This window comes from Pseudomonas sp. GM60, assembly GCF_000282415.1.
Classification (GTDB): domain Bacteria; phylum Pseudomonadota; class Gammaproteobacteria; order Pseudomonadales; family Pseudomonadaceae; genus Aquipseudomonas; species Aquipseudomonas migulae.
Genome location: NZ_AKJI01000055.1, coordinates 25932 through 49889, shown reverse-complemented (window position 1 = coordinate 49889; position 23958 = coordinate 25932). Strand labels below are relative to the sequence as shown.

Sequence of the window (23958 nt, the reverse complement as noted above, 5' to 3'; positions counted from 1 at the left end):
GCAAAAGTGGCACGCCGCTTGCGATGTAACGAGCAGATGCCTGCCGTCGTGCAGCTCGAAAAAACAAATCCCTCCAGTGCAGGAGGGTTCGCAATTCAGGTGTCGTGGGCAACAGATGGATGTTGTTAGCGCGCACTCTTGAGGAACTTTGCAATGACGACTCGTCAGCCACTGTACAAATCCCTGTATTTCCAGGTGATCGTTGCCATCGCCATCGGCATCCTGCTTGGTCACTTCTACCCGCAGACCGGTGTGGCCCTCAAGCCGCTGGGTGACGGGTTCATCAAACTGATCAAAATGGTCATCGCTCCAATCATCTTCTGTACGGTCGTCAGCGGTATCGCCGGCATGCAGAACATGAAATCGGTCGGCAAGACCGGCGGTTATGCGCTGCTGTACTTCGAAATCGTTTCCACTATTGCCTTGCTGATCGGTCTGGTCGTGGTCAACGTCGTGCAACCGGGCGCCGGCATGCACATCGACGTAACGACTCTGGATACCAGCAAAATCGCTGGCTTCATCTCGGCCGGTAAAGACCAGAGCATCGTCGCCTTTATCCTCAATGTGATCCCTAACACCATCGTCGGCGCTTTCGCCAACGGCGATATCCTGCAAGTTCTGATGTTCTCGGTGATCTTCGGTTTCGCCCTGCATCGCCTGGGTGCGTACGGCAAGCCGGTCCTGGACTTTATCGATCGCTTCGCCCACGTGATGTTCAACATCATCAACATGATCATGAAGCTCGCGCCGGTCGGTGCCTTCGGTGCCATGGCCTTCACCATTGGTGCTTACGGTGTTGGCTCGCTGGTACAGCTTGGTCAACTGATGATCTGCTTCTACATCACCTGCATCCTGTTTGTGGTTCTGGTATTGGGCGCCATCTGCCGCGCGCATGGTTTCAGCGTACTCAAGCTGATCCGCTACATCCGTGAAGAACTGCTGATCGTACTGGGCACTTCCTCGTCGGAATCGGCTCTGCCACGCATGCTGATCAAAATGGAACGCCTGGGTGCGGATAAATCGGTAGTGGGTCTGGTGATCCCGACTGGTTACTCCTTCAACCTCGACGGTACTTCGATCTACCTGACCATGGCGGCTGTGTTTATCGCTCAGGCGACTGATACGCCGATGGACCTCACTCACCAGATCACCTTGCTGCTGGTGCTGCTGTTGTCCTCCAAAGGTGCGGCAGGTGTGACCGGTAGTGGTTTCATCGTGCTGGCAGCCACTCTGTCGGCCGTGGGTACTCTGCCAGTAGCCGGCCTGGCGCTGATCCTCGGTATCGACCGCTTCATGTCCGAAGCCCGTGCGCTGACCAACCTTGTTGGTAATGCTGTTGCGACCCTGGTCGTGGCCAAGTGGGTGAAAGAGCTGGACGAAGACAAGCTGCAAGTCGAGCTGGCTTCCGGTGGTCGCGGTATCTCCGATGAACGTGAAGTAGACGACCTGGGTGTGGCTGAAGGCCCAACCCCAAGCAACGTCAAGTAACACGCGTTGTCATGAAAAAACCCGCTTCGGCGGGTTTTTTCTCATGCCTGGAATTTGAGCGTAACGGTCACAGTTGCTGACACATCAGGTGATTGCTGCAATGTGATTGGCTGCCTAGGCTGGAGGCATCGAATACGGAGATCGCTCATGCCCGGCCCATTGGCATCACTCAAGGTTCTGGATTTCTCGACATTGTTGCCGGGGCCGTTCGCCTCGCTGTTATTGGCTGACATGGGCGCCGAGGTTTTGCGCATCGAGTCGCCGACCCGCATGGACCTGTTGCGGGTGCTGCCGCCCCATGACCAAGGCGTGTCGGCCAGCCACGCGTACCTCAATCGCAACAAGCGCAGCCTGGCGCTGGACCTCAAGCAGCCCGAGGCGCTGGCGGTGATCAAGCAACTGGTGCAGGACTACGACATCGTCCTGGAGCAATTCCGCCCCGGTGTCATGGAACGATTGGGCCTGGGGTATGAAGCGTTGAAAGCCATCAACCCAAAGCTGATCTATGTGTCGATCACTGGATACGGGCAAACCGGCCCCTACAAGGATCGCGCCGGCCACGACATCAATTACCTGGCGCTGGCGGGGCTGGCGAGCTACACCGGCCGCGCCGACAACGGCCCGCTGCCCTTGGGCGTGCAAGTGGCGGATGTCGCCGGCGGTTCGTTGCACGGCGTCATCGGCCTGCTGGCGGCGGTGATCGCCCGGCAACAAAGCGGGTTGGGGCAGCATCTGGATGTGAGCATGACCGACTGCGCGTTCAGCCTGAACGCCATGGCCGGGGCCGGGTACCTGGCCTGCGGCGAGGAGCCGGGCCGGGAAGACCAGATGCTCAACGGCGGCAGCTTCTACGATTATTACCGTTCACGGGATGGCCGCTGGTTATCGGTGGGCAGCCTGGAGCCGCCGTTCATGAAACAACTGTGCACGGCACTGGGGCTGGAGGAGTTGGCGACATTGGGCCTGTCACCTCAGCCTGCCCAGCAAAAGAGGCTAAAGGACGCGCTGCAGACTGAATTCGAGAAACACGACTTTGCCGAATTGTGCGCGCTGTTTGCCGAGCTCGATGCGTGCGTCGAGCCGGTGCTGACCTTGGGTGAGGCGATTCGGCATCCGCAGTTGCAGGCGCGGGAATTGGTGACCGACGTGCCGCGAGGAGATGGCACGAGCCAGGCGCAGATGGCGTGTCCGTTGAAGTTCTCGGATGGTTTGCCCGAGCCTCGGCATATCGGTGCGGCGCTGGGTGAACATACGGATCAGGTGTTGGGGGAGTTGGGGTTTGGTGCTGAGCGGATTGCCGAATTGCGGCGTGCCAAGGTGATTATGTAGGGTTTTCGATGGCCTCTTCGCGGGCAAGCCCGCTCCCACAGGGATTTTGGTGACCGCATTATTTGTGAACGACAATGAAACCTGTGGGAGCGGGCTTGCCCGCGAAGGGGCCCGCCAAAACACCACAAATCCGACTTACTCGACCCGCATCTCCCCACTGAACACCAACGTGCTCCGGCACCGCCGACACAAATACCGCCGCCCCTGCCGCACCAGGCTGTGGCGCTGCGCCGAAAACGGGAAATCACTGTCGGCGCACGGGCATTTGTAGATATAGCGCGTCACGCTGCGACGCTTGACGTCGTAGGTGTGGCAGCGATTGGGCGGCAGTTCGTACACGCCACGCATGATCAGTTGCCACTCTTCGCCGTGGGGCTGGATGCGATCGCCAAACAGCTGATGAGCGATCAGGTGGGCGACTTCATGGGCCACGGTCTGCTTGAGGAAGTCTTCAGTGTTTTCGCGGTACAGCTGCGGATTGAAGCGCAGCAGGTTCTCGTGCAGATGCGCGACACCGGCTTTCTGCCCGCGCAGCTTGAGGCTCACCACGGGGCGTTTGAAGGTTCGTTTGAAAAAGGATTCGGCTTGTTGGTAACAGTCTTCGACGCGGGTATTGAGTTGCTCGGGCATGCTTGATGGATCTCCAGAGACGTCGAGTATGCCGCAACGCTCGGGCCTTGCGAATCGCCAGGGCGCCGAATGGTCGTTACCCCCACATTGAAAGGCCGCCTTGCGGCGGCCTGTATTGGCAGATCTTGATTTTGGGTGGCGAGCGTAACTAATTCGTGTAGACCGGCCCCACGCCGAGTCCCCAGACAATGACAGTGAATGCCATGATCGCCACCAGTACGACTAAACCGACGGCGAGCACCGAACTTGAAAACAGAAATCCCTCGTCAGATGGAATGTTCATGAAAGTTGGAAGCCCCACATACAGCAGGTACACCGTGTAGCAGATGGCCGCCGTCCCGACGATCATCCCCAGCCACATGTGTGGGTACAGTGCCGCGAGGCCGCCAATGAACAGCGGGGTCGCGGTGTAGGTCGCAAACGCAACGCAACGTGCCAGACTCGGGTTGGCGTCATAGGTGCGGGCCATCCAGTGGATGAACGCGCCCATTACGGCAACGCCGCCGAGCATCGCCACGTACGACATGATCGTCATCCATAGCGCGCTTTCCTGCGTCAGCATCACCGGTGCCCGGCTGCCAATTACCCAGCCGACCTGCGTGGTGCCGATAAACGCCGACACGGCGGGGATCGCCGCCAGAATCAGCGTGTGGGTCAGGTACATGTGGCTGATGCTTTCCTCTTGGTCGCCACGGATTTCTTTCCATTCCTGGTCGGGGTGGGTGAAGAGCCCCACTACGTGATGGATCATGCCAGTCACTCCTCTTGTTTTTACCGTCGCCCCCCAGTGGAGCGCCTACAGGCCAAAGTGGCCAAGTAAGTAAAGGTCTGGATATGTGTGCGACCTTATGACGCAGTATAGAAAGGTCTTAACCCCGCAGGTTGTAGGGCGTTAGAGCAAATCGCGCTGTAAACAAGGCTGTTAATCGCCACTGGGACTGTCAACCACAATCCCCTGTGGGAGCGGGCTTGCTCGCGAAAGCGGCGTGTCATTCAGCGCTGATGTTGACTGACACACCGCTTTCGCGAGCAAGCCCGCTCCCACAGGGGATAGGGGGCTCTTCGCCGGAGGCGGGTTTTTGCGTAAAATGCCGGCCTTTCGTCACACCTCACGGATCTCGCGTCATGGGCACTCTCACGGTCAACCAGAACAAACTGCAAAAGCGCCTTCGCCGTCAGGCCGGTGAGGCTGTCGCCGATTTCAACATGATTGAAGACGGCGACAAGGTCATGGTCTGCCTGTCCGGAGGCAAGGACAGCTACACCATGCTCGATGTGCTGATGCATTTGCAGAAGGTCGCGCCGATCAAGTTCGAGATCGTGGCCGTGAACATGGACCAGAAGCAGCCGGGTTTCCCTGAGGACGTGCTGCCGGCGTACCTCAAAACCCTGGGCATCGAATACCACATCGTCGAGAAAGACACGTATTCGGTGGTCAAGGAGCTGATTCCGGAAGGCAAGACCACCTGCTCGCTATGCTCGCGCCTGCGTCGCGGCACGCTCTACACCTTTGCCGACGAAATCGGCGCGACCAAAATGGCCCTTGGTCACCACCGCGACGACATCGTCGAAACGTTCTTCCTCAATATGTTCTTCAACGGCTCGCTCAAGGCCATGCCGCCGAAGCTGCGAGCCGACGACGGCCGCAACGTGGTGATCCGCCCGTTGGCCTACTGCAACGAAAAAGACATCCAGGCCTACTCGGACCTCAAGCAATTCCCGATCATTCCGTGCAACCTCTGCGGTTCCCAGGAAAACCTGCAACGTCAGGTGGTCAAGGAAATGCTGCAGGAATGGGAGCGCAAGACGCCGGGTCGCACCGAAAGCATTTTCCGCAGCTTGCAAAACGTGATCCCGTCGCAATTGGCGGACCGCAACCTGTTCGACTTCACCAACCTGCGGATCGACGAAACCGCCATGTCGCGGTTCGTTAACGTAGTAAACCTCTGACACAAATCGTGTGGGAGCGGGCTTGCTCGCGAAGGCGGTGTGTCATTCAGCGCTAATGTTGACTGACACACCGCCTTCGCGAGCAAGCCCGCTCCCACAGGTTTTTCATTTCAATCCTCAGGAGAGGGCATGCGCGATTACAAGTGGCTGCACGAATACTGTCTGAACCGCTTCGGTTCCGCAGCCGAACTGGAAGCCCATCTGCCCGTTCCGAAGACTGCCGCGCAATTGCGCGATATCAGCGACGATCGCTACCTCTCGACCATGGCGCTGCGTGTGTTCCGCGCGGGGCTCAAGCACAGCCTGGTGGACGCCAAGTGGCCGGCCTTCGAAGAAGTGTTCTTCAAGTTCGACCCGGAAAAAGTCGTGCTGATGAGCGCCGAACACCTTGAACGCCTGATGCAGGACGCGCGGATCATCCGCCACCTGGGCAAGCTCAAGAGCGTGCCGCGCAATGCGCAGTTCGTGCTGGACGTGGCCCATGAGAAAGGCAGCTTTGGCGAGTTGATCGCCGATTGGCCGGTGACCGATATCGTCGGCTTGTGGACCTACCTGAAAAAGCACGGTCATCAATTGGGTGGCTTGTCGGCACCGCGCTTCCTGCGCATGGTCGGCAAGGACACCTTCGTGCCGAGTTATGACGTGGTGGCGGCGCTGAATGCGCAGAAGATCGTCGACAAAGTGCCAACCAGCCTGCGGGACCTGGCCACGGTGCAGGGCGTGTTCAACCAGTGGCATGAAGAAAGCGGCGGGCGGCCGATGAGCCAGATTTCGATGATGCTGGCGTACACCGCCAATCATTGATATCGAGTGATGCCCTTCGCGGGCAAGCCTCGCTCCTACAGGTTTCTCAGATTCCTGTAGGAGCGAGGCTTGCCCGCGAAGAGGCCCGATCAGGCGACGGAAATCTCACCCTCGCCAGCCAGTTTGCGATTCAACTGAAACCGCCACCGCACATACAACAGCGCCGAGCAGAACACCGCCAGGCTCGCGCCCATTTCCAGCAAACCGAACAGCTGCCGGTTCGGGTCATACGCCGCCAGTGCGCCCTTGATGAAATACAGGTTCACCACAAAACACATCCACGAATGCCCGCGCGCGCTGCCGACGATCATCCCCGGCGCCAGCAACAGCAGCGGCACCAGTTCGATCAGCAGAATCACCCACGGCCGCGCGCCATGCAGGTCGGCGACCACCAGGTAATAAGCGCAGAGCAATCCCACCAGACCGAAGTAGCACAGCAGACTGATGACGCGCATCGCCCGAACCCGCGGTTCGAGCCATTCAATGGAAGGCAGGATCTTCGGCTTTTTCGCCATCTCAGCTCACCAACTTTTGTGCGGTCTTCGCCAGGCGCAGACCCAAGGCCCGGCACAGCGCCACTTCATGTTCATTCAAGCCGCTTTTGCCATCGGCGCCAGCGTGATGACTGGCGCCATAAGGCGTGCCGCCGCCACGGGTTTCCAGCAACGCAGATTCGCTGTACGGCAGGCCGGTGATCAGCATGCCGTGGTGCAGCAGCGGCAACATCATCGACAGCAGCGTGGTTTCCTGACCGCCGTGCAGGCTCGCGGTGGAAGTGAAAACCCCGGCCGGTTTGCCGACGAGGGCGCCGGTCAGCCACAGGTTGCTGGTGCCGTCGAGGAAGTATTTGAGCGGTGCGGCCATGTTGCCGAAACGCGTCGGGCTGCCGAGGGCCAGGCCTGCGCAGTTCTTCAGGTCGTCGAGGCTGGCGTACAGCGCGCCTTCGTCCGGAATGTCCGGCGACACCGCTTCGCACTCGGTGGAAATCGCCGGCACGGTGCGCAGGCGCGCTTCCATCCCGGACTGCTCGACACCGCGGGCGATCTGCCGCGCCATTTCATTGGTCGAGCCGCTGCGGCTGTAATACAGAACCAGAATGTACGGCGCGCTCACGGCAGCAACTCCAGCACGTTCTCCGGCGGACGGCCGATGACGGCTTTGTCACCGACTTCGAGAATCGGTCGCTCCATCAGTTTCGGGTGCGCAGCGATGGCGGCGATCAATTGCGCCTCGCTCAGGCTGGCGTCGGCGAGGTTGAGGGTCTTGTACTCGTCTTCACCGGTGCGCAGCAATTGCCGGGCGCCGAGGCCGAGCTTTTTCAGCAGGCTCTGCAATTGCGCGGCGTCCAGCGGGGTCTCGAGGTAGCGGACCACGGTCGGCGTTAGGCCACGGGCTTCGAGCAGTTCGAGCGCACCGCGGGATTTCGAGCAGCGCGGGTTGTGATAAAGCGTCAGATCGGTCATGTGCGGGTCGCATCTTGCGTAAGGTGACGGCTATTCTAACTGTGCAGCGCGTAATCCAGAACCTTGGGAGGCGATGGGTCGCAGGCGCATTCAATTTTGAACAAGGATCACGACATGACAAGGCGATTGGCAGCGGCATTGGCGATCATCGGTGCGCTGATGTTGGGGGGCTGCGGCAATGACTATGGCATCGATCAGAACGGCCAAAAAGTCGCCGCCGAACGTCTGGACAAACAATGGCTGGTGCTTAATTACTGGGCCGAATGGTGCGGCCCGTGCCGAACCGAGATCCCGGAATTGAACGGGCTGGCCGAGCAGTTGAAGGACAAGAAGATCGGTGTGTTCGGGGTCAACTTCGACAACGTGCAGGGCGAAGAGCTGAAAAGCGCCAGCGAGAAACTGGGGATCAGGTTCACCGTATTGGCTTCGGATCCGGCGGAATTGTTTGAACTGCCGCGCAGCGAGGCGTTGCCGGTGACGTACATCATCGATAACAAAGGCAAGGTGCGGGAACAGTTGATGGGCGAGCAGACAGCGGCGGGGGTGATGGCAAAGCTTGAGGCGTTAAAAGCAACGAATTGATTCACACGGACCTGTAGGAGCCGGCTTGCTGGCGATGGCGGCGTACCAGGCGACATAAGTGTTGAATGACACACCGCCATCGCCAGCAAGCCGGCTCCTACAAGGGGGAACGTGTATCAGGCGGAATTAATGGTGATTGACCCGCCATCATCGCCGGCAAGGCTTAACCTTCTTCGAGCCACCAACGCAGCGGCTTGCCTTCGGCCGGCCAGAAGCGCATCTGGTCGATCGGCGAAACATCCCAGCGCTGCACGTTTTCCAGGGCCTGGAGGAAGCGCTTTTCCTGTTCCATCAACGCCGGCGCGCACAGTTTGCGCGTGCTGCCGACCTTGCCGAAACTCAGCTTGTCGTCTTCGAGCGTATACGGTGCGAACCAGTGGTTGCAGCCGCCGCTGCCATAGGCCCGGCCATCTTCGCCGAGGGTGACGGTCAGGTGGCTGTAATCCATCAGCGGGCGTTCGCCGATCCATTCCAGAATGTAGCTGCGGTTCTGCTGCAATTTTACCGGCTCGGCGGCACAGCCCAGCAGGCTGGCGCCGACCATTGCGGTCAGAGCAAGGCGTTTCATCACGCAGGCTCCTGGCATTTCGGGCACAGATGCTTCTCACCGACGGCGGTCCAGCCCAACTCGGCGATCCGCGCGGTGGCGGCAGGCTTTTCAGCCTTGTTACCCAGTTTGGCGTCGACCGCGAACTCGAAGCTCAGCTCTTTGGCGCAGCTGTCGCAGTTGACTTTCCAGGTGTGGATCGCCAGTTCACCGAACACCGGACCACTGGCCACCGCGACCCATTGACCGGGCGGGTTGATCAAATGGCGAACCGTTTCGACGGTCAGGCGCATGGACAAGTCCTTGGCACCTTTGAGGGTCACGACCAGCACGTCATTGTTGCGAATCGAGCCGCCGTTGCCGGTGACTTGATAACGCCCCGGCACGAGGGCGCGGCATTCGGTGAGGGTGTGTTGCGGGTTCATCAGGTTATAGCGGAAATCGTGTTCGACCATGGGTCCTCCAAATATGCGCGGTATGCTAGCACGGGCCTGCACGCAGCATTGCGCAAGCAGATGACCTTCGATCAGGTTCAAATGACCTGCCGACTCATGGCAAACTGCCGCTTTTGCATTTCTAAGGAACGGACATGGCGTTAATCGAATGTTTTGAGTGCAAGCAACGCATCAGTTCAACGGCGCCTGCTTGTGTTCATTGCGGTGCGCCGACACGAGAGGCGCAAGCGGCAACGTCGAAGGCGCCACTGTCTTTCGGACGTTTACCGCAAGACGAGAGTGTGGCCAAGGTTTCGCCGGCCGCGTTCGGGCGTAAACGCAAAGCCGACGTCGAAGCAGCGATTCCCGCTCCGCCGCTCAACGGTTCGCGTCCGGTGGAGCTGTGGCTGAAACTGATGATTTTCTTTCTGCCACCGTTTTTTGTCTGGTTCCTGCTGCGTCGCGGGCATTCAACAGGCCAACGCTTGCTCGGTTTTGGCTGGCTGGCCTTGATGATCCTGTTGTCCAAGGCCTGATCCGCTCAGCCCTCGACCTGATTCTGCGGTGTGCCGGCCGCCCAGGCTGCAATGTTCTGCAACGTCGTCGCGGCAATTGCACCCAGGGCTTCACGGGTCAGGAAGGCCTGATGCGCGGTGACGATCACGTTCGGGAAGGTCAGCAGGCGCGCCAGCACATCGTCCTGTAGCGGCAGGTCGGAACGGTCCTCGAAGAATAGCTGCGCCTCTTCTTCATACACATCCAGCCCCAGATAACCGAGTTGGCCGTCCTTCAGCGCGTCGATCAGCGCCGGTGTGTCCACCAGGCCGCCGCGACCGGTATTGATCAACATGGCGCCGGCTTGCATGTGCGCCAGTGACTCGCGGTTGATCAGGTGTTTGCTCTGCTCATTGAGCGGGCAGTGCAGGCTGATGATCTGCGATTCGGCCAGCAGCTCGGGCAAACTCAAATAACGTGCGCCGAGGGCTTCGACCTGTGGATTGGGGTAAGGATCATAGGCCAGTAGCCGGCAGCCGAAACCGTTCATGATTTTCGCGAAGGTCGCGCCGATTTGCCCGGTGCCAACCACGCCGACCGTTTTGCCCACCAGATCGAAACCCGTCAGCCCGTGGAGGCTGAAATCCCCTTCGCGGGTGCGGTTATAGGCACGGTGCAAACGACGGTTGAGCGCCAGGATCAGCGCCACCGCGTGTTCGGCCACTGCGTGGGGCGAGTAGGCCGGAACCCGCACGATCGACAACCCCAGGCGCTTCGCCACCGCCAGGTCGACATGGTTGTAGCCGGCCGAGCGCAGGGCAATCAGGCGTGTGCCGCCCGCTGCCAGGCGTTCGAGCACTGGGGCGCTGAGGTCGTCATTGATAAAGGCACAGACCACTTCGTGTTGTTCCGCCAGCGCTGCCGTGTCGAGGCTGAGTCGCGCCGATTGAAAGTGCAGCTCGATGCCGGCAGGGAGGTCGGCGCCGAGAAAACTGTCGCGGTCGTAGGTCTGGCTGCTGAAAAGAATCGTACGCATGCAATCCTCCTGGAACATTCACGCTGTATGCCTGTTGCCGAAAACTTCAGGCCCGCCCGGATCCCTGTAAGAGCTGGCTTGCCAGCGATGGGGTCATCAAATGCTACGTCGCTCTTGAGGCCGCCATCGCCGGCAAGCCGGCTCCTACAATGATTGCGGTGAGACTAGCGCTGATGGTGATCAACGCCATTGCGTTGCATCAAGCATTGATACGGGCATGCGCCGCCAGGCGATTGATGGCCCGGTCGAGGTCTTCCAATGCGCCCGGAGCCTTCGGGTCCTGTTGCTTTAGCAGGGTTTCGCTGCGCTGGCAGGCAGCGCGCAACTGCGGCACGCCGCAATAACGGGTGGCGCCGTGCAGGCGGTGCACGCGTTCGATCAATGCGTTGTGATCGTTGGTTTCCCGGGCGAAGCGGATGGCTTCGCGGTCGGCTTCCAGCGATGCCAGCAACATCGCCAGCATGTCCGCCGCCAGATCCGCCTTGCCCGCCGCCAGCCGCAACCCTTCTTCGTGATCCAGCACTTGCAACTCGTGGCTGCCGCCATGACTGTCGCTGGAACGCTCGGGCCCTTGATTGCGCAACGCCAGGCCGGTCCACTTCAACACCACCTGCGCCAATTGCCGCTCGCTGATCGGTTTGGTCAGGTAATCATCCATGCCACTTTGCAGCAGCGCGCGTTTTTCGTTGGCCATCGCGTGAGCGGTCAGGGCCACGATCGGCAGCGGCGTGCAATGCCGTTCGCTTTCCCACTGGCGAATGGTTTCGGTGCTCTGACGACCATCCATGCCGGGCATCTGCACGTCCATTAACACCAGATCGAAGGTCTCGGTCTGCACCGCTTTGACGGCGGCATAGCCGCTTTCCACCGCAAGCACCTTGGCGCCAAGGTCTTCGAGCAGGGTTTGCACCAGCAACAGATTGGCCGGGTTGTCGTCGACGCAGAGCACCTTCGGCGCGCGGCTGGACACCGGTTCGCCGGGATCGCTACGTTGTTGGCGCGGATTGACCAGATCGGACAAGGCCCGGCGCAACTTGCGTGTGCAGGCCGGCTTGGCCTGGAGCTGGCTGTGCGGGTTCGGCACCGAGAGGTGGAACAGCGTCTGTTCGGTGGTCGGGCACAGCACCAGCACTTTGCAGCCGAGGTGCTCAAGGTCCCAGATATGCTGGTTGAGGCGCTCCGGCGGCATGTCATTGCTGGTGATGCCGAGCACGGCGAGGTCGATCGCGAGATCGGTCTGGTGTGCGCCGGTCACGCCATTGGTCAGGCTTTCCAGGGTATTGAACGGGGTGACTTCCAGGCCACAGTCTTCCAGTTGATGCTGCAACGCCTGACGGGCCAGTTCGTGGTTCTCCAGCACGGCGACGCGGCGTCCGAGCAACGGCGGAGCGGGCAGGTCTTCGGCGTCGTCGCGGGTTTTCGGCAGGCTCAGGCTGATCCAGAATTCCGAGCCTTCGCCCGGCGTGCTGTCGACGCCGATCTCGCCGCCCATCTGTTCGATCAGGCGCTTGGAAATCACCAGCCCCAGACCGGTGCCGCCGGGTTGCCGGGACAGCGAGTTGTCGGCCTGGCTGAAGGCCTGGAACAGCGCGCGCACGTCCTCGTTCGACAGGCCGATGCCGGTGTCCTGAATGCTGATGCGCAGTTGCACGCTGTCTTCATGCTCGTCTTCGAGCATGGCGCGGGCAACGATGGTGCCTTCGCGGGTGAACTTGATCGCGTTGCTCACCAGGTTGGTGAGGATCTGCTTCAGGCGAAGTGGATCGCCGACCAGCGACAGTGGCGTGTCGCGATAGACCAGGCTCACCAGTTCCAGTTGTTTGGCATGGGCGGCCGGGGCGAGGATGGTCAGGGTGTCTTGAAGCAAATCGCGCAGGTTGAACGGAATGTGGTCGAGCACCAGTTTGCCGGCCTCGATTTTCGAGAAGTCGAGGATCTCGTTGATGATCCCCAGCAGGCTGTCGGCGGATTTTTCGATGGTGCCCAGGTAGTCGAGCTGACGCGGGGTCAGTTCGCTTTTTTGCAGCAGATGGGTGAAACCGAGAATGCCGTTGAGCGGCGTGCGGATTTCATGGCTCATGTTGGCGAGGAATTCGGATTTGATCCGGCTCGCTTCCAGGGCTTCCTTGCGCGCCAGGTCCAGCTCGATGTTCTGGATTTCGATGGTTTCCAGGTTCTGGCGCACGTCTTCGGTGGCCTGATCGATGCTGTGCTGCAATTCTTCCTGGGCGTTCTGCAGGGTGCCGGCCATGCGGTTGATGCCGGACGCCAGTTCATCGAGCTCCTGACTGCCGAGCGGCGGCAGGCGGGTTTCCAGATGACCGTCCTTGAGTTGCGCCACCGCTTGCTTGATCTGGCTCAGCGGCCGATTGATCGTACGGCCCATGCGCAATGCCAGCAGCGCCGCACCGGCGAGGCCCGCGCCGATCAACAGCAGGCTGGCGAACAGGCTGCGATAACCGCGCAGCAGCATGCCGTTGTGGGACAGTTCGAGTTCGACCCAACCCAGCAATCGGTCAGATTCCTCGGGTATCAGGTCACCGGCCAGGTTGCGGTGCTTGCCGAACACCGGCAGCAGGTAACGCGTCGCATCGTTGCCGCTGCGGCGCAGCATTTGCGAGCCATTGCCCAGCGGCGCCGGATTGAGCATGGTCGGGCCAGCATGCGCCAGCGACGAGCGGTCCGGGGCGAGGAGCGTCACCGCGCGCACATCGGGCGTTTCCAGCGCTTGGGTGGCGATGCGCTCCAGCAGTTCGGTGTCCTTGTGGCTCATGGCCGGCGCGACAAGGGGCGCGAGCTGTTCGGCGATCATTTCGCCACGCTGCATGAGTTGGGTTTGCAGGTCGGATTGCTGCATCCAGGTGAAATAGCCGCCCAGCACCAAGGCCATCAGGCTGGTCGGAAGCAAGGTCAGCAACAGCACGCGGCCTTTTATTCCCAGTTTCTTGAGCACGCCTCTCTCCTGCATCCAGCCATTTAAGAACCTGCGCGTACATCCGGTACACGCCACTTGCGCAGTGTAGCGATTTGCTTGCGGGCAATCCTCGTAAAATTGATGACGTCATTCGTCGGGCAGTCCAGCGCTTTTGCGTGGCTGGCAAACCTTGGGTTGCCCCCGGCGAGGCAATCTTGAATAATCATCAACTGAGAATTATTTGCAGATACTCATGACTCCCATCTCTGTTGGCCATCCCCGAATCCTCTCCATCGAAGACGACCTGGTGCTCGGTGCTTATGTACACGAGCAACTGGGCTGTAGCGGTTTCCAGGTGACCTGGTGCCAAAACGGCCAGGAAGGCCTGGCGATTGCCCGTGAGCAAGCCTTCGATGTGGTGCTGATGGACATTCTGCTGCCGGGCATGAATGGATTGAACGTGCTAACCCAATTGCGCAAGAGCCATTCCACCCCGGTGGTGCTGATGTCGGCACTGGGCGCCGAAGCCGATCGCATCAGCGGTTTCCGCCTCGGCGCCGATGATTATTTGCCCAAGCCCTTCAGCATGGCCGAGTTGCGCGTGCGCATCGAAGCGATCCTGCGGCGCGTCGCACTGGATCGTCGCCCGGCCGTGGCGCCGGTTTCCCTGGTGGCAGACAGCCTGCGTTTCGACGATGAATGCTTCGAGGTGTTCTATGGCGAACACGCCGCCGGCCTGACCCGCAGCGAGTACCGGTTGCTGGACACCCTCCATCGCAACGGCGATGAGGTGCTGAGCAAAGCCTTCCTTTATCAGCACGTGTTGCAACGGGGTTACGCGGCTCACGACCGCAGCCTCGACATGCACATCAGCCAGATCCGTCGCAAGCTCAAGGCCATCGGCTACACCGAGCGGGAAGTGCGCACGGTGTGGGGCAAGGGCTATGTCCTGAGTGCTGACCATGAAGTGGTCTGACCTGCCGGGCAGGCATTCGCTGTTCTGGAAACTCGCCTGTCTGCTGGTGGCGTTCTGTCTGCTGATGATCTGGCTGAGCTGGTCCTGGGGCCGCTACATGGAACAGCGCAACCAGTTTCTCTCTGACGAAGCCCGAGGCACTCTGACGCGCTATGCCGCCGAAGCCGAACAGGCATGGCAGCAGGGGCAGAGCGCAGGTGTCGATGCCTGGCTGCAGGAGATGCGACAGCGTGAAAAGGGCTGGGTGGGTGTGATTGGCGGCGATTTGCAGTCGTTGAGCAGCCAATCGCTGACGGACCAGGAAATCCAGCGCCTGACTTTTCTGCGTGGCCTGGACTGGCCCATTCACAAAAAACGCCTGCCGTGGCTGCGCGTGCCGTTTCCCGGCGACTCATCCGTCGGCAGCCTGGTGATCGAACTGCCCCAGCGGTTCAAGCCGGGGCGCTACCGGGTGTTCTGGCGCGTCATCACCAACGGCGTGATTCCCGGACTGTTCACCTTGCTGTTGTGCGTCGGACTGTATCGATTGCTGGTCGTGCCCCTCAATCAACTGCGCGAGCAGGCCAATGCGTGGCGCGCCGACCAGTTGGGCGTGCGCCTGTCGAGCCGCACGACCAATCGCTGCGATGAACTGGGTGAGCTGGGCCGCGCGTTCGATCACATGTCCGAGCGCCTGCAAAGCACGGTGGCCCTGCAACAACAGCTGCTGCGCGACCTGTCCCACGAATTGCGCACACCCTTGAGTCGTTTGCGCGTGGCGAGTGAGGGTGAGCAAAGTCTGGTGCAACTGCGCGAACGCATTGGTCGCGAAGTCGATGGCATGCAACGGTTGGTCGAAGACACGCTGCAACTGGCCTGGCTCGACACCGAGCGCACGCCCTTGCCCGACGAGGCGATCCAGATTCAGGCTCTGTGGGAAATGCTCACGGACAACGCCTGCTATGAAAGTTGCTGCCCCACCGACCAATTGCAGTGCGCGGTGGATTCATCCTGCTGGGTGCGCGGCAATCTCAACACCCTGGCCCAGGCTCTGGAAAACATCCTGCGCAATGCCATTCGCCATTCACCGAAGGGCGGCATCGTGCGTCTGGATGGACGGCGTGAAGGCGGTTACTGGCATCTGTGGCTGGAGGATGAAGGGGGCGGGGTGGCTGAAGAGGATCTTGAGCGGATCTTCTCGCCGTTCACTCGACTCGATGGTTCGCGGCCGGGGAATGGTGGGTTCGGGTTGGGGCTGAGCATTGCGAGGAATGCGGTGCAGCGCCAGGGCGGACGGCTTTGGGCTGAGAACACTGGGGCAGGGTTGCGGCTGAACATGCGGTTGGTGGCTGATGACGCCATCGCGAGCAGGCTCGCTCCCACAGTGGATGTGTGCCGACCGCAAATGGTGTGATCCCCCCCTGATTCCCTGTGGGAGCGAGCCTGCTCGCGAAGAGGCCCTCCCATCCACCACCGCTCTGATTTTGCCGGAGCGTTCCCGAGATTGTGTACGACATTTCCCAAAGGGTATCACCGGTCATTTCAAGCATCTTTGACGGTTTAAGCTCACGCTTTAACTCATGTTCAAGGAATCAGGCATGACTGCAATCCACGTTCCCGGCAACACAACCGACGACCGTTTCAATGAAGTGCTTGCACTGATTCACGGTGCCAGGCAACAGGCGATACAGACGGTGAATACCCAGCTGATCGAGTTGTACTGGCAGGTTGGTGCTTACATCAGTCGCAAGATTGAACTGGCTGAATGGGGGGATGCCGTGATCAGTCAGTTGGCTGAGCATCTGGCCCGGACGCAACCCGGGTTGCGTGGTTTTACCCGGCCAAATCTGTTCCGCATGCGCCAGTTCTACGAGACTTATCGGGGCGACTTAATTGTCTCACCACTGGTGAGACAATTACCCTGGACCCATAACATGATTGTCCTAAGCCAAAGCAAACACCCGGAAGAGCGCGAGTTTTATCTGCGTATGTCCGTTCAGGAAAAGTGGTCGAAGCGCGAGCTGGAACGCCAGTTAAAGGCTGCGCTGTTCGAACGCAGTATCACCCAACCGGCAAAAGCCTCCGCCGCGCTGAAACAAACTCACCCCTCGGCACTTGAGATATTCCGCGACGCTTACATGATCGAGTTTCTCGACCTGCCCGGCACCCACGCCGAAACCGATCTGCATCAGGGTTTACTGGCACGCCTCAAGGAGTTTCTGATCGAGCTTGGCCGCGACTTCTGCTTTGTCGGTTCCGAATACCCGCTGCAAGTTGGCGGCCGGGATTTCGCTCTGGACCTGTTGTTCTTCCACCGTGGGCTCAACTGCCTGGTGGCCATTGAACTAAAGGTCGGTCGTTTCGAACCGGAGTACCTGGGCAAGCTGAATTTCTATCTGGAAGCGCTGGATCGTGGTGAGCGCAAGCCCCACGAAAACCCTGCCATTGGGGTATTGCTTTGTGCCAGTAAGGAAGATGAAGTGGTCGAGTACGCCCTTAATCGCAGTCTGTCGCCAGCGCTGATTGCCGAGTACCAGGTTCAGCTACCGGACAAACAATTGCTTCAGGCCAAGCTGCATGAGTTCTATGCCTTGAATGCTGCACAGGCAAAAGAAGGCTGAATCAGTCGCTTATTCCCATAAGCCATAAGCACCGCACTTTGCGTGATATGGCCTTCCAACGTTTGCCGGTATGATAGGCGCCCCCGCAGTCTGGATTGCGAATACGCCATGACCTTGCAGTACCCAACCATCGCCGATTGCGTCGGCAACACTCCGCTGGTCCGTTTGCAGCGCCTGCCCGGCGCCACCAGCAATACCCTTTTGCTCAAGCTCGAAGGGAACAACCCGGCGGGTTCGGTCAAGGACCGGCCGGCGCTGTCGATGATTACCCGCGCCGAGTTGCGCGGGCAGATCCACGTCGGCGATACGCTGATCGAAGCGACCTCGGGCAACACCGGGATCGCCCTGGCCATGGCCGCCGCGATCAAGGGTTACAAGATGATCCTGATCATGCCGGACAACTCCAGCGCCGAACGTAAAGCCGCGATGACGGCGTATGGCGCCGAGCTGATCCTGGTCACCCAGGAAGAAGGCATGGAAGGCGCACGCGACCTCGCTCAGCGAATGGAAGCCGAAGGCCGTGGCAAGGTGCTGGACCAGTTCGCCAACGGTGATAACCCGGAAGCGCACTACACCACCACGGGCCCGGAAATCTGGCGTCAGACCGAGGGCACCATCACTCATTTCGTCAGTTCGATGGGCACCACAGGCACCATCATGGGCGTGTCGCGCTACTTGAAAGAGCAGAACGACAACGTGCAGATCATCGGCCTGCAACCGATGGAAGGCTCGGCGATCCCGGGCATCCGTCGCTGGCCGCAGGAATACCTGCCGAAGATCTACCAGGCCGATCGCGTGGACCGCATCGTCGACATGGCGCAAAGCGAAGCCGAGGACGTGACCCGTCGTCTGGCGCGCGAAGAAGGCATCTTCTGCGGCGTGTCTTCGGGCGGTGCCGTGGCAGCGATGCTGCGACTGTCCAAAGAAGTTGAAAACGCGGTGATCGTCGCGATCATCTGCGACCGTGGCGACCGTTACTTGTCGACCGGCATTTTCGACGCGCCCAACTGATGGCCAAGCACGAGAGAGGCCTGCGCTTCCAGCCCACCGGCGGCAGCAAGGCCCCGCAAATTCCGACCGGCAAAAAGCAGCGCCTGACTATAGAGCGCCTGGCGAATGACGGTCGCGGTATCGCGTTTTTCGAAGGTCGCACCTGGTTCGTCATCGGCGCATTGGCCGGTGAAGAGGTCGAGGCGCGCGTGTTGGGCGCCCACGGCAAAGTAGTCGAGGCGCGCACCGAGCGTGTGTTCCAGGCCAGCGAACTGCGTCGCCCGGCACCGTGCCCGCATGCCGGTCGCTGTGGCGGTTGCAGCGTGCAACATCTGCCGCACACCGAACAACTTGCCCTGAAACAGCGCATGCTCGCCGAGCAATTGTCGAAGGTCGCCGGTGTCGAGCCCGAAGAATGGGCCGCGCCGTTAAGCGGTCCGGAATTCGCTTACCGCCGTCGCGCCCGTGTAGCGGTGCGCTGGGACATGAAAGCGAAAAAGCTCGAAGTCGGTTTCCGCGCCGCTGGCAGTCAGGACATCGTTGCGATCAACGAATGCCCGGTGCTGGTACAGCCCTTGCAACCGATCATGACCCGCTTGCCGGAAATGCTCCGCCGCTTGAGCAAGCCTCAGGCGTTGGGGCATGTGGAATTGTTCAGTGGTTCGTCGTTGGCGGTTTTGCTGCGGCACATGGCGCCGTTGTCTGAATCCGATCTGACGATCCTCAAGGATTTCTGCTCGTTTCATGAAGCTCAATTGTGGCTGCATGGAGAGGGCGAACCACAGCCGGTTCAAGCCGATCAGTCTTTGGGCTATCGCCTTGAACAGTGGGATTTGGACCTGGCGTACCGGCCGGGAGACTTCATTCAGGTCAACGCGGCGGTCAACGAAGCGATGGTTGCCCAGGCGCTGGACTGGTTGAAGCCGACAGCGGATGAGCGCGTTCTCGATCTATTCTGTGGGTTGGGCAACTTTGCCTTGCCGCTGGCCAAAGCGGTTCGCGAAGTGGTGGCAGTCGAAGGTGTGCAGGCGATGGTCGAGCGGGCAGCCGCGAACGCCGCTAGCAACAATCTTCATAATGCGAAGTTTTTTCAGGCCGATTTATCCCAGCCTTTGACCGATGCCGAATGGGCGCGCGAAGGCTTTTGTGCGGTACTCTTGGACCCACCCCGTGACGGTGCTTTCGAGGTGGTGCGCAAGCTCAAGTCGATGGGTGCCGAGCGGTTGGTGTATGTGTCATGCAATCCGGCAACGCTGGCGCGCGACACAGTGGAATTGATCAAGCAGGGCTACCGGTTAAAACGTGCCGGGATTCTCGATATGTTTCCTCAGACGGCACATGTCGAAGCCATGGCGTTATTTGAAGCGAGTTAGGAAGGCTCGTCTGGTCCGACTGGCCCGCCCGTGCAGCCGCGTACCAGCCCGACGTGGGCTCATGGGCAGCGAAGGTCAGCGATTTGACGCATTGAATCTGCGTCGTAGGGAAGGTAAGCAAGATGGTACAGGTGAGAGCACACCAGCCGATCAACACCGACGGCAGTATCAATCTCGAGGCTTGGCTCGATCATGCGGTCAGTGTCGATCTGGCACTGGATCGCGAAGCCTTGAAAGAAGCCTGCGAGTACGCTCGCGAGGCAGAACAACAAGCCAATGCGGCGAAGAATTTGTGGTCCGAGGGAAACTCCAGTTTCCGCACCGGCCTTGAAATTGCCGAGATCCTCGCCGACCTCAAGCTCGATCAGGATTCGCTGGTCGCTGCGGTCTTGTACCGAGGCGTGCGCGAAGGTCAGATCCAGTTGCCGGCGGTCAGCCAGCGCTTTGGTCCCGTGGTGGCCAAACTCATCGACGGCGTGCAACGCATGGCGGCGATCAGCGATAGCCTGAGCCCGCGTAAATCCATGGTGATGGGCACTCAGGGCCAGGTGGAAAACCTGCGCAAGATGCTCGTGGCCATGGTCGACGACGTGCGCGTCGCGCTGATCAAACTGGCCGAACGCACCTGCGCGATCCGTGCGGTGAAAACCGCCGACGACGAGAAGCGCAACCGCGTCGCCCGGGAAGTCTTCGACATCTACGCGCCGCTCGCCCACCGTCTCGGCATCGGTCACATCAAGTGGGAACTGGAGGACTTGTCCTTCCGCTACCTCGAGCCCGATCAGTACAAGCAGATCGCTAAGTTGCTGCACGAGCGGCGCCTGGATCGCGAGCGTTTCATCGCCGATGTGATGAACCAGCTGAAAGTCGAATTGCAGGCCACCGGCGTTGATGCCGACATCAGCGGCCGGGCCAAACACATCTATTCGATCTGGCGCAAAATGCAACGCAAGGGTCTGGAGTTCAGCCAGATCTACGACGTTCGCGCCGTTCGCGTGCTGGTGCCGGAAATGCGCGACTGCTACACCGCGCTCGGCATCGTCCACACCTTGTGGCGGCACATCCCGAAAGAATTCGACGACTACATCGCCAACCCGAAAGAGAACGGCTACCGCTCGTTGCACACGGCGGTGATCGGGCCTGAGGGCAAGGTGCTGGAAGTGCAGATCCGCACCCATTCCATGCACGAAGAGGCCGAGCTGGGCGTTTGCGCGCACTGGCGCTACAAGGGCACCGACGTCAAGTCCGGCTCCAACCACTACGAAGAGAAAATCTCCTGGCTGCGTCAGGTGCTCGAGTGGCACGAAGAGTTGGGCGACATCGGCGGTCTGGCGGAACAGCTGCGGGTCGATATCGAGCCGGACCGGGTGTACATCTTCACCCCCGACGGTCACGCCATCGACTTGCCGAAAGGCGCGACGCCGCTGGACTTCGCCTACCGCGTGCACACCGAGATCGGTCACAACTGCCGTGGCGCGAAGATCAACGGGCGCATCGTACCGCTCAACTACAGCCTGCAAACCGGTGAGCAAGTCGAGATCATCACCAGCAAGCACGGCACCCCGAGCCGCGACTGGCTGAACCCGAACCTGGGTTACATCACCACCTCGCGGGCGCGGGCGAAGATCGTTCACTGGTTCAAGTTGCAGGCGCGCGATCAGAACGTCGCGGCCGGTAAAACCCTGCTCGAACGCGAACTCAGTCGCCTTGGCTTGCCGGCGGTGGATTTCGACAAGCTGGCCGACAAGGCCAACATGAAAACCGCCGAGGACATGTTCGCCGCGTTGGGCGCAGGCGATTTGCGCCTGGCGCAACTGGTGAACCTGGCGCAGCAACTGGTCGAGCCGGAACGCGGCAACGAGCAGCTGGAACTGATTCCGCGCAAGGCCACCGGCTACAAACCGGGCAAACGCGGCGACATTCAGATCCAGGGCGTCGGCAACCTGATGACGCAAATGGCGGGCTGCTGCCAGCCGTTGCCGGGCGATGCCATCGTCGGTTACATCACCCAGGGCCGTGGCGTGAGCATTCACCGTCAGGACTGCGCCTCGGTGCTGCAACTGGCCGGCCGCGAGCCTGAGCGGATCATCCAGGTCAGCTGGGGGCCGGTGCCGGTGCTCACCTATCCGGTGGACATCATCATCCGTGCCTACGACCGTTCCGGTTTGCTGCGTGACGTCTCGCAAGTGCTGCTCAACGAGCGGATCAACGTGCTGGCGGTCAACACCCGCTCGAACAAAGAGGACAACACCGCGTTGATGTCCCTGACCATCGAGATTCCGGGGCTGGATGCACTTGGGCGGTTGCTGGGGCGGATATCCCAGTTGCCGAACATCATCGAAACCCGGCGTAACCGTACGCCGTGATAACCGGCGCCGATCCAATGTGGGAGCGGGCTTGCTCGCGAAGAGGGAGTGTCAGTCGACATTTATGCCGTCTGGCACGCCCCATTCGCGAGCAAGCCCGCTCCCACAGGGTTTTATGGTGAGAGATAAATGATGTACAGCCTTGAAGATTTGCTGCACCTGATGAGCCGTCTGCGCGACCCGCAGTTCGGCTGCCCGTGGGATATCAAGCAAACCTACGCGACCATCGTCCCGCACACCCTTGAGGAAGCCTACGAAGTCGCCGACGCCATCGAGCGTGGAGACTTCGATCACTTGCAGGGTGAGCTGGGCGATTTGCTGTTCCAGGTGGTTTATTACAGCCAACTGGCCCGGGAAGAAGGGCGCTTCGAATTTGCCGGCGTCATCGACAGCATCACCCGCAAGTTGATCCGTCGTCATCCCCACGTGTTCCCCACCGGCGATCTGTACGCGCCGCTGGATGTTCCGCGTCTGAGTGAAGAGCAGGTCAAGCAACGCTGGGAAGAAATCAAGGCAGAGGAGCGCGCCGAGAAATCCGCGGCGCCGCAACAACTGTCCTTGCTCGACGACGTGCCCGCCGCGTTGCCGGCGTTATCCCGTTCGGCCAAGTTGCAAAAGCGCGCAGGGCAGGTCGGTTTCGACTGGCCGGATGCGTTGCCGGTGCTGGACAAGGTCCGCGAAGAGCTCGATGAAGTGCTCGAAGCCATGGCCGACAATGACTCGGCAGCGATTGCCGATGAAGTCGGTGACCTGCTGTTTTCCGTGGTCAATCTGGCGCGTCATTTAAAGGTCGATCCGGAAACCGCCTTGCGCGGTGCCAACAGCAAATTCGAAAGACGCTTCCGTTTTATCGAACAGGCATTGCGCGACACCCACCGTCCCATAGAAGATTGCACCCTCGAAGAGTTGGACGCCTTGTGGGGCGAAGCCAAACGTCAGGAAAAGAATTTGCCCAGCTGCGGTTGAGCAGTGGCCTAAGTGAGAAATAAGCACCATGAGCATTTCCCTTCGCGACCAGTTGCTAAAGGCAGGGCTGGTCAACCAAAAGCAGGCCAAACAGGTCGGCAAAGAGAAGCAGAAGCAGCAGCGTCTGGTCCATAAAGGTCAGATCGAGCAGGACGACACCCAGCAGCGTCTGGCGCAGGAAGCAATGGCCGAGAAGGTCAAGCGTGACCAGGAGCTGAACCGTCAGCAGCAAGAGAAGGCCGAGGCCAAGGCCCGTGCCGCGCAGGTCAAGCAATTGATCGAAGTCTCGCGCCTGCCGAAGCTGACCACCGAGGACTACTACAACTTCGTTGACGACAAGAAGGTCAAGCGCCTGTCGGTCAACGCGCTGATGCGCAACAAGCTCAGCAACGGTTCGCTGGCGATCGTGCACCATGCCGGCGGCTACGAAGTGATCCCGCGCGAGGCGGCCCTGAAGATCCAGGAGCGCGATCCGCAGCGCATCGTGCAGCTGAATGTGCAGACCGAAGAAGCGGCAGCTGAAGACGATCCGTACGCGGCCTATCAGATTCCTGATGATCTGATGTGGTAAGCGGTTAACGACTGCTACAACGACAAACCCCGCTCATGGCGGGGTTTGTCGTTTTCAATGCTGTCGTTGCTTATGCGGATCGGAGCTCTCGTTGCTGCTCCAGTGTTTCCAGTTCGGTCTTGTAGCTGTGGGCGTCGGTTTCGGAGTGGAACATCCCTACCAACATGCCTTGTTGGTGCACGTCCCAGATCCGGATGCCGGCGGCTACGCCTTCGTGGGATTTATGTGAATCGTCGCGTTCAGTTACTTTAACAGTCATCTGCTAGCTCCAATCTCTGTGATATCTGCAGCAAGGCGTGTGCAGGACTCAGTTATATGTTTGGTTAGCTTGCTAAGTAAACGACTGCGTTTGGTAACGCACTCTTGTGAATTCTGCAAAAGTGCTGCAGCCCGCGTAATACGCGACATTCGGTCGCAGGGCTTTGAGTTTCATGACAAAAGCTT

At 60.1% G+C, this 23958-nt stretch carries 24 protein-coding genes; 14 read left to right on the top strand and 10 right to left on the bottom strand.

What is annotated here, in order from left to right; translation table 11 throughout:
• Positions 1-153 precede the first annotated feature (153 nt).
• Positions 154-1488, top strand: coding sequence for a dicarboxylate/amino acid:cation symporter (locus PMI32_RS14830; RefSeq protein ID WP_008029353.1), 1335 nt, complete (start codon positions 154-156; stop codon positions 1486-1488).
• 147 nt (positions 1489-1635) lie between these two features.
• Positions 1636-2817 carry a CaiB/BaiF CoA transferase family protein gene (locus tag PMI32_RS14835; protein WP_008029351.1) on the top strand — a complete coding sequence of 394 codons (1182 nt, stop codon included), beginning with the start codon at positions 1636-1638 and terminating at the stop codon, positions 2815-2817.
• 135 nt (positions 2818-2952) lie between these two features.
• On the opposite strand, the gene PMI32_RS14840 is transcribed toward PMI32_RS14835, so the two are convergent.
• Both PMI32_RS14840 and PMI32_RS14845 read right to left on the bottom strand, forming a co-directional pair.
• Entirely contained in the window at positions 2953-3447 is a 495-nt protein-coding gene (locus tag PMI32_RS14840; protein ID WP_008029350.1) for a SprT family zinc-dependent metalloprotease, read from the bottom strand.
• Between the two features lie 148 nt (positions 3448-3595).
• On the bottom strand, positions 3596-4198 hold the full coding sequence (locus PMI32_RS14845; RefSeq protein ID WP_008029348.1) for a Yip1 family protein: 603 nt from the start codon (positions 4196-4198) through the stop codon (positions 3596-3598).
• Between the two features lie 374 nt (positions 4199-4572).
• Between PMI32_RS14845 and ttcA the strand changes: the two genes are divergently transcribed.
• On the top strand, positions 4573-5397 hold the full coding sequence (ttcA, locus tag PMI32_RS14850; RefSeq protein WP_008029346.1) for a tRNA 2-thiocytidine(32) synthetase TtcA: 825 nt from the start codon (positions 4573-4575) through the stop codon (positions 5395-5397).
• A 129-nt stretch (positions 5398-5526) separates the two neighbouring features.
• Positions 5527-6201 (top strand): DNA-3-methyladenine glycosylase I, encoded by a 675-nt coding sequence (locus PMI32_RS14855; protein WP_008029344.1) that lies wholly within the window; start codon positions 5527-5529, stop codon positions 6199-6201.
• Positions 6202-6290: 89 nt separating this feature from the next.
• On the opposite strand, the gene PMI32_RS14860 is transcribed toward PMI32_RS14855, so the two are convergent.
• The 3 genes from PMI32_RS14860 to arsC are packed head-to-tail and all read right to left on the bottom strand — an operon-like array spanning position 6291 to position 7664.
• Positions 6291-6716, bottom strand: coding sequence for a DUF2069 domain-containing protein (locus PMI32_RS14860; protein WP_008029342.1), 426 nt, complete (start codon positions 6714-6716; stop codon positions 6291-6293).
• A 1-nt stretch (position 6717) separates the two neighbouring features.
• On the bottom strand, positions 6718-7314 hold the full coding sequence (gene wrbA, locus PMI32_RS14865) for an NAD(P)H:quinone oxidoreductase (protein WP_008011647.1): 597 nt from the start codon (positions 7312-7314) through the stop codon (positions 6718-6720).
• Positions 7311-7664 (bottom strand): arsenate reductase (glutaredoxin), encoded by a 354-nt coding sequence (gene arsC, locus PMI32_RS14870; RefSeq protein ID WP_008029340.1) that lies wholly within the window; start codon positions 7662-7664, stop codon positions 7311-7313. The genes wrbA and arsC overlap by 4 nt, the downstream gene beginning before the upstream one ends.
• Before the next feature lie 114 nt (positions 7665-7778).
• On the opposite strand from arsC, the gene PMI32_RS14875 reads away from it, so the two are divergent.
• Positions 7779-8246 (top strand): TlpA disulfide reductase family protein, encoded by a 468-nt coding sequence (locus PMI32_RS14875; RefSeq protein WP_008029338.1) that lies wholly within the window; start codon positions 7779-7781, stop codon positions 8244-8246.
• A 163-nt stretch (positions 8247-8409) separates the two neighbouring features.
• Here PMI32_RS14875 and PMI32_RS14880 read toward each other — a convergent pair whose 3' ends face one another.
• Complete coding sequence (locus PMI32_RS14880) at positions 8410-8814, bottom strand: META domain-containing protein (RefSeq protein WP_008029336.1); 405 nt, start codon at positions 8812-8814, stop codon at positions 8410-8412.
• Positions 8814-9248 carry a hypothetical protein gene (locus tag PMI32_RS14885; protein WP_008029332.1) on the bottom strand — a complete coding sequence of 145 codons (435 nt, stop codon included), beginning with the start codon at positions 9246-9248 and terminating at the stop codon, positions 8814-8816. Before PMI32_RS14885 ends, PMI32_RS14880 begins: the two co-directional genes overlap by 1 nt.
• Positions 9249-9382: 134 nt before the next feature.
• Here PMI32_RS14885 and PMI32_RS14890 point away from each other — a divergent pair, with 134 nt between their 5' ends.
• Positions 9383-9763 carry a hypothetical protein gene (locus PMI32_RS14890; protein ID WP_008029330.1) on the top strand — a complete coding sequence of 127 codons (381 nt, stop codon included), beginning with the start codon at positions 9383-9385 and terminating at the stop codon, positions 9761-9763.
• A 5-nt stretch (positions 9764-9768) separates the two neighbouring features.
• On the opposite strand, the gene PMI32_RS14895 is transcribed toward PMI32_RS14890, so the two are convergent.
• Together PMI32_RS14895 and PMI32_RS14900 are read right to left on the bottom strand one after the other, a co-directional pair.
• Positions 9769-10758 (bottom strand): 2-hydroxyacid dehydrogenase, encoded by a 990-nt coding sequence (locus PMI32_RS14895; protein ID WP_008029328.1) that lies wholly within the window; start codon positions 10756-10758, stop codon positions 9769-9771.
• Positions 10759-10957: 199 nt separating this feature from the next.
• A complete protein-coding gene (locus PMI32_RS14900; protein WP_008029326.1) occupies positions 10958-13711 on the bottom strand; it encodes a response regulator in 2754 nt (917 codons plus the stop codon).
• Between the two features lie 214 nt (positions 13712-13925).
• Here PMI32_RS14900 and PMI32_RS14905 point away from each other — a divergent pair, with 214 nt between their 5' ends.
• The 8 genes from PMI32_RS14905 to PMI32_RS14940 all read left to right on the top strand — a co-directional run bounded on the left by PMI32_RS14905 (position 13926) and on the right by PMI32_RS14940 (position 23514).
• Positions 13926-14648 carry a response regulator transcription factor gene (locus PMI32_RS14905; RefSeq protein ID WP_008029324.1) on the top strand — a complete coding sequence of 241 codons (723 nt, stop codon included), beginning with the start codon at positions 13926-13928 and terminating at the stop codon, positions 14646-14648.
• The gene (locus PMI32_RS14910) at positions 14635-16041 is read left to right on the top strand and encodes a sensor histidine kinase (RefSeq protein WP_008029322.1); all 1407 of its coding nucleotides are present in this window, start codon (positions 14635-14637) and stop codon (positions 16039-16041) included. The genes PMI32_RS14905 and PMI32_RS14910 overlap by 14 nt, the downstream gene beginning before the upstream one ends.
• A 184-nt stretch (positions 16042-16225) precedes the next feature.
• Positions 16226-17248, top strand: a complete 1023-nt coding sequence (locus PMI32_RS14915; RefSeq protein ID WP_008029321.1) for a PDDEXK nuclease domain-containing protein — start codon at positions 16226-16228, stop codon at positions 17246-17248.
• Positions 17249-17356: 108 nt separating this feature from the next.
• A complete protein-coding gene (cysM, locus tag PMI32_RS14920; RefSeq protein WP_008029320.1) occupies positions 17357-18259 on the top strand; it encodes a cysteine synthase CysM in 903 nt (300 codons plus the stop codon).
• The gene (rlmD, locus tag PMI32_RS14925; RefSeq protein ID WP_008029319.1) at positions 18259-19611 is read left to right on the top strand and encodes a 23S rRNA (uracil(1939)-C(5))-methyltransferase RlmD; all 1353 of its coding nucleotides are present in this window, start codon (positions 18259-18261) and stop codon (positions 19609-19611) included. Before cysM ends, rlmD begins: the two co-directional genes overlap by 1 nt.
• 122 nt (positions 19612-19733) lie before the next feature.
• Positions 19734-21977 carry a GTP diphosphokinase gene (gene relA / locus PMI32_RS14930; protein WP_008029318.1) on the top strand — a complete coding sequence of 748 codons (2244 nt, stop codon included), beginning with the start codon at positions 19734-19736 and terminating at the stop codon, positions 21975-21977.
• A gap of 132 nt (positions 21978-22109) precedes the next feature.
• Positions 22110-22943: a nucleoside triphosphate pyrophosphohydrolase gene (mazG, locus tag PMI32_RS14935; RefSeq protein WP_032828758.1), complete on the top strand. Its 834-nt coding sequence runs from the start codon at positions 22110-22112 to the stop codon at positions 22941-22943.
• Between the two features lie 28 nt (positions 22944-22971).
• Positions 22972-23514 (top strand): DUF2058 domain-containing protein, encoded by a 543-nt coding sequence (locus tag PMI32_RS14940; protein WP_008029316.1) that lies wholly within the window; start codon positions 22972-22974, stop codon positions 23512-23514.
• Positions 23515-23584: 70 nt separating this feature from the next.
• On the opposite strand, the gene PMI32_RS14945 is transcribed toward PMI32_RS14940, so the two are convergent.
• Entirely contained in the window at positions 23585-23773 is a 189-nt protein-coding gene (locus PMI32_RS14945; RefSeq protein ID WP_008029315.1) for a hypothetical protein, read from the bottom strand.
• Between the last annotated feature and the right edge of the window lie 185 nt (positions 23774-23958).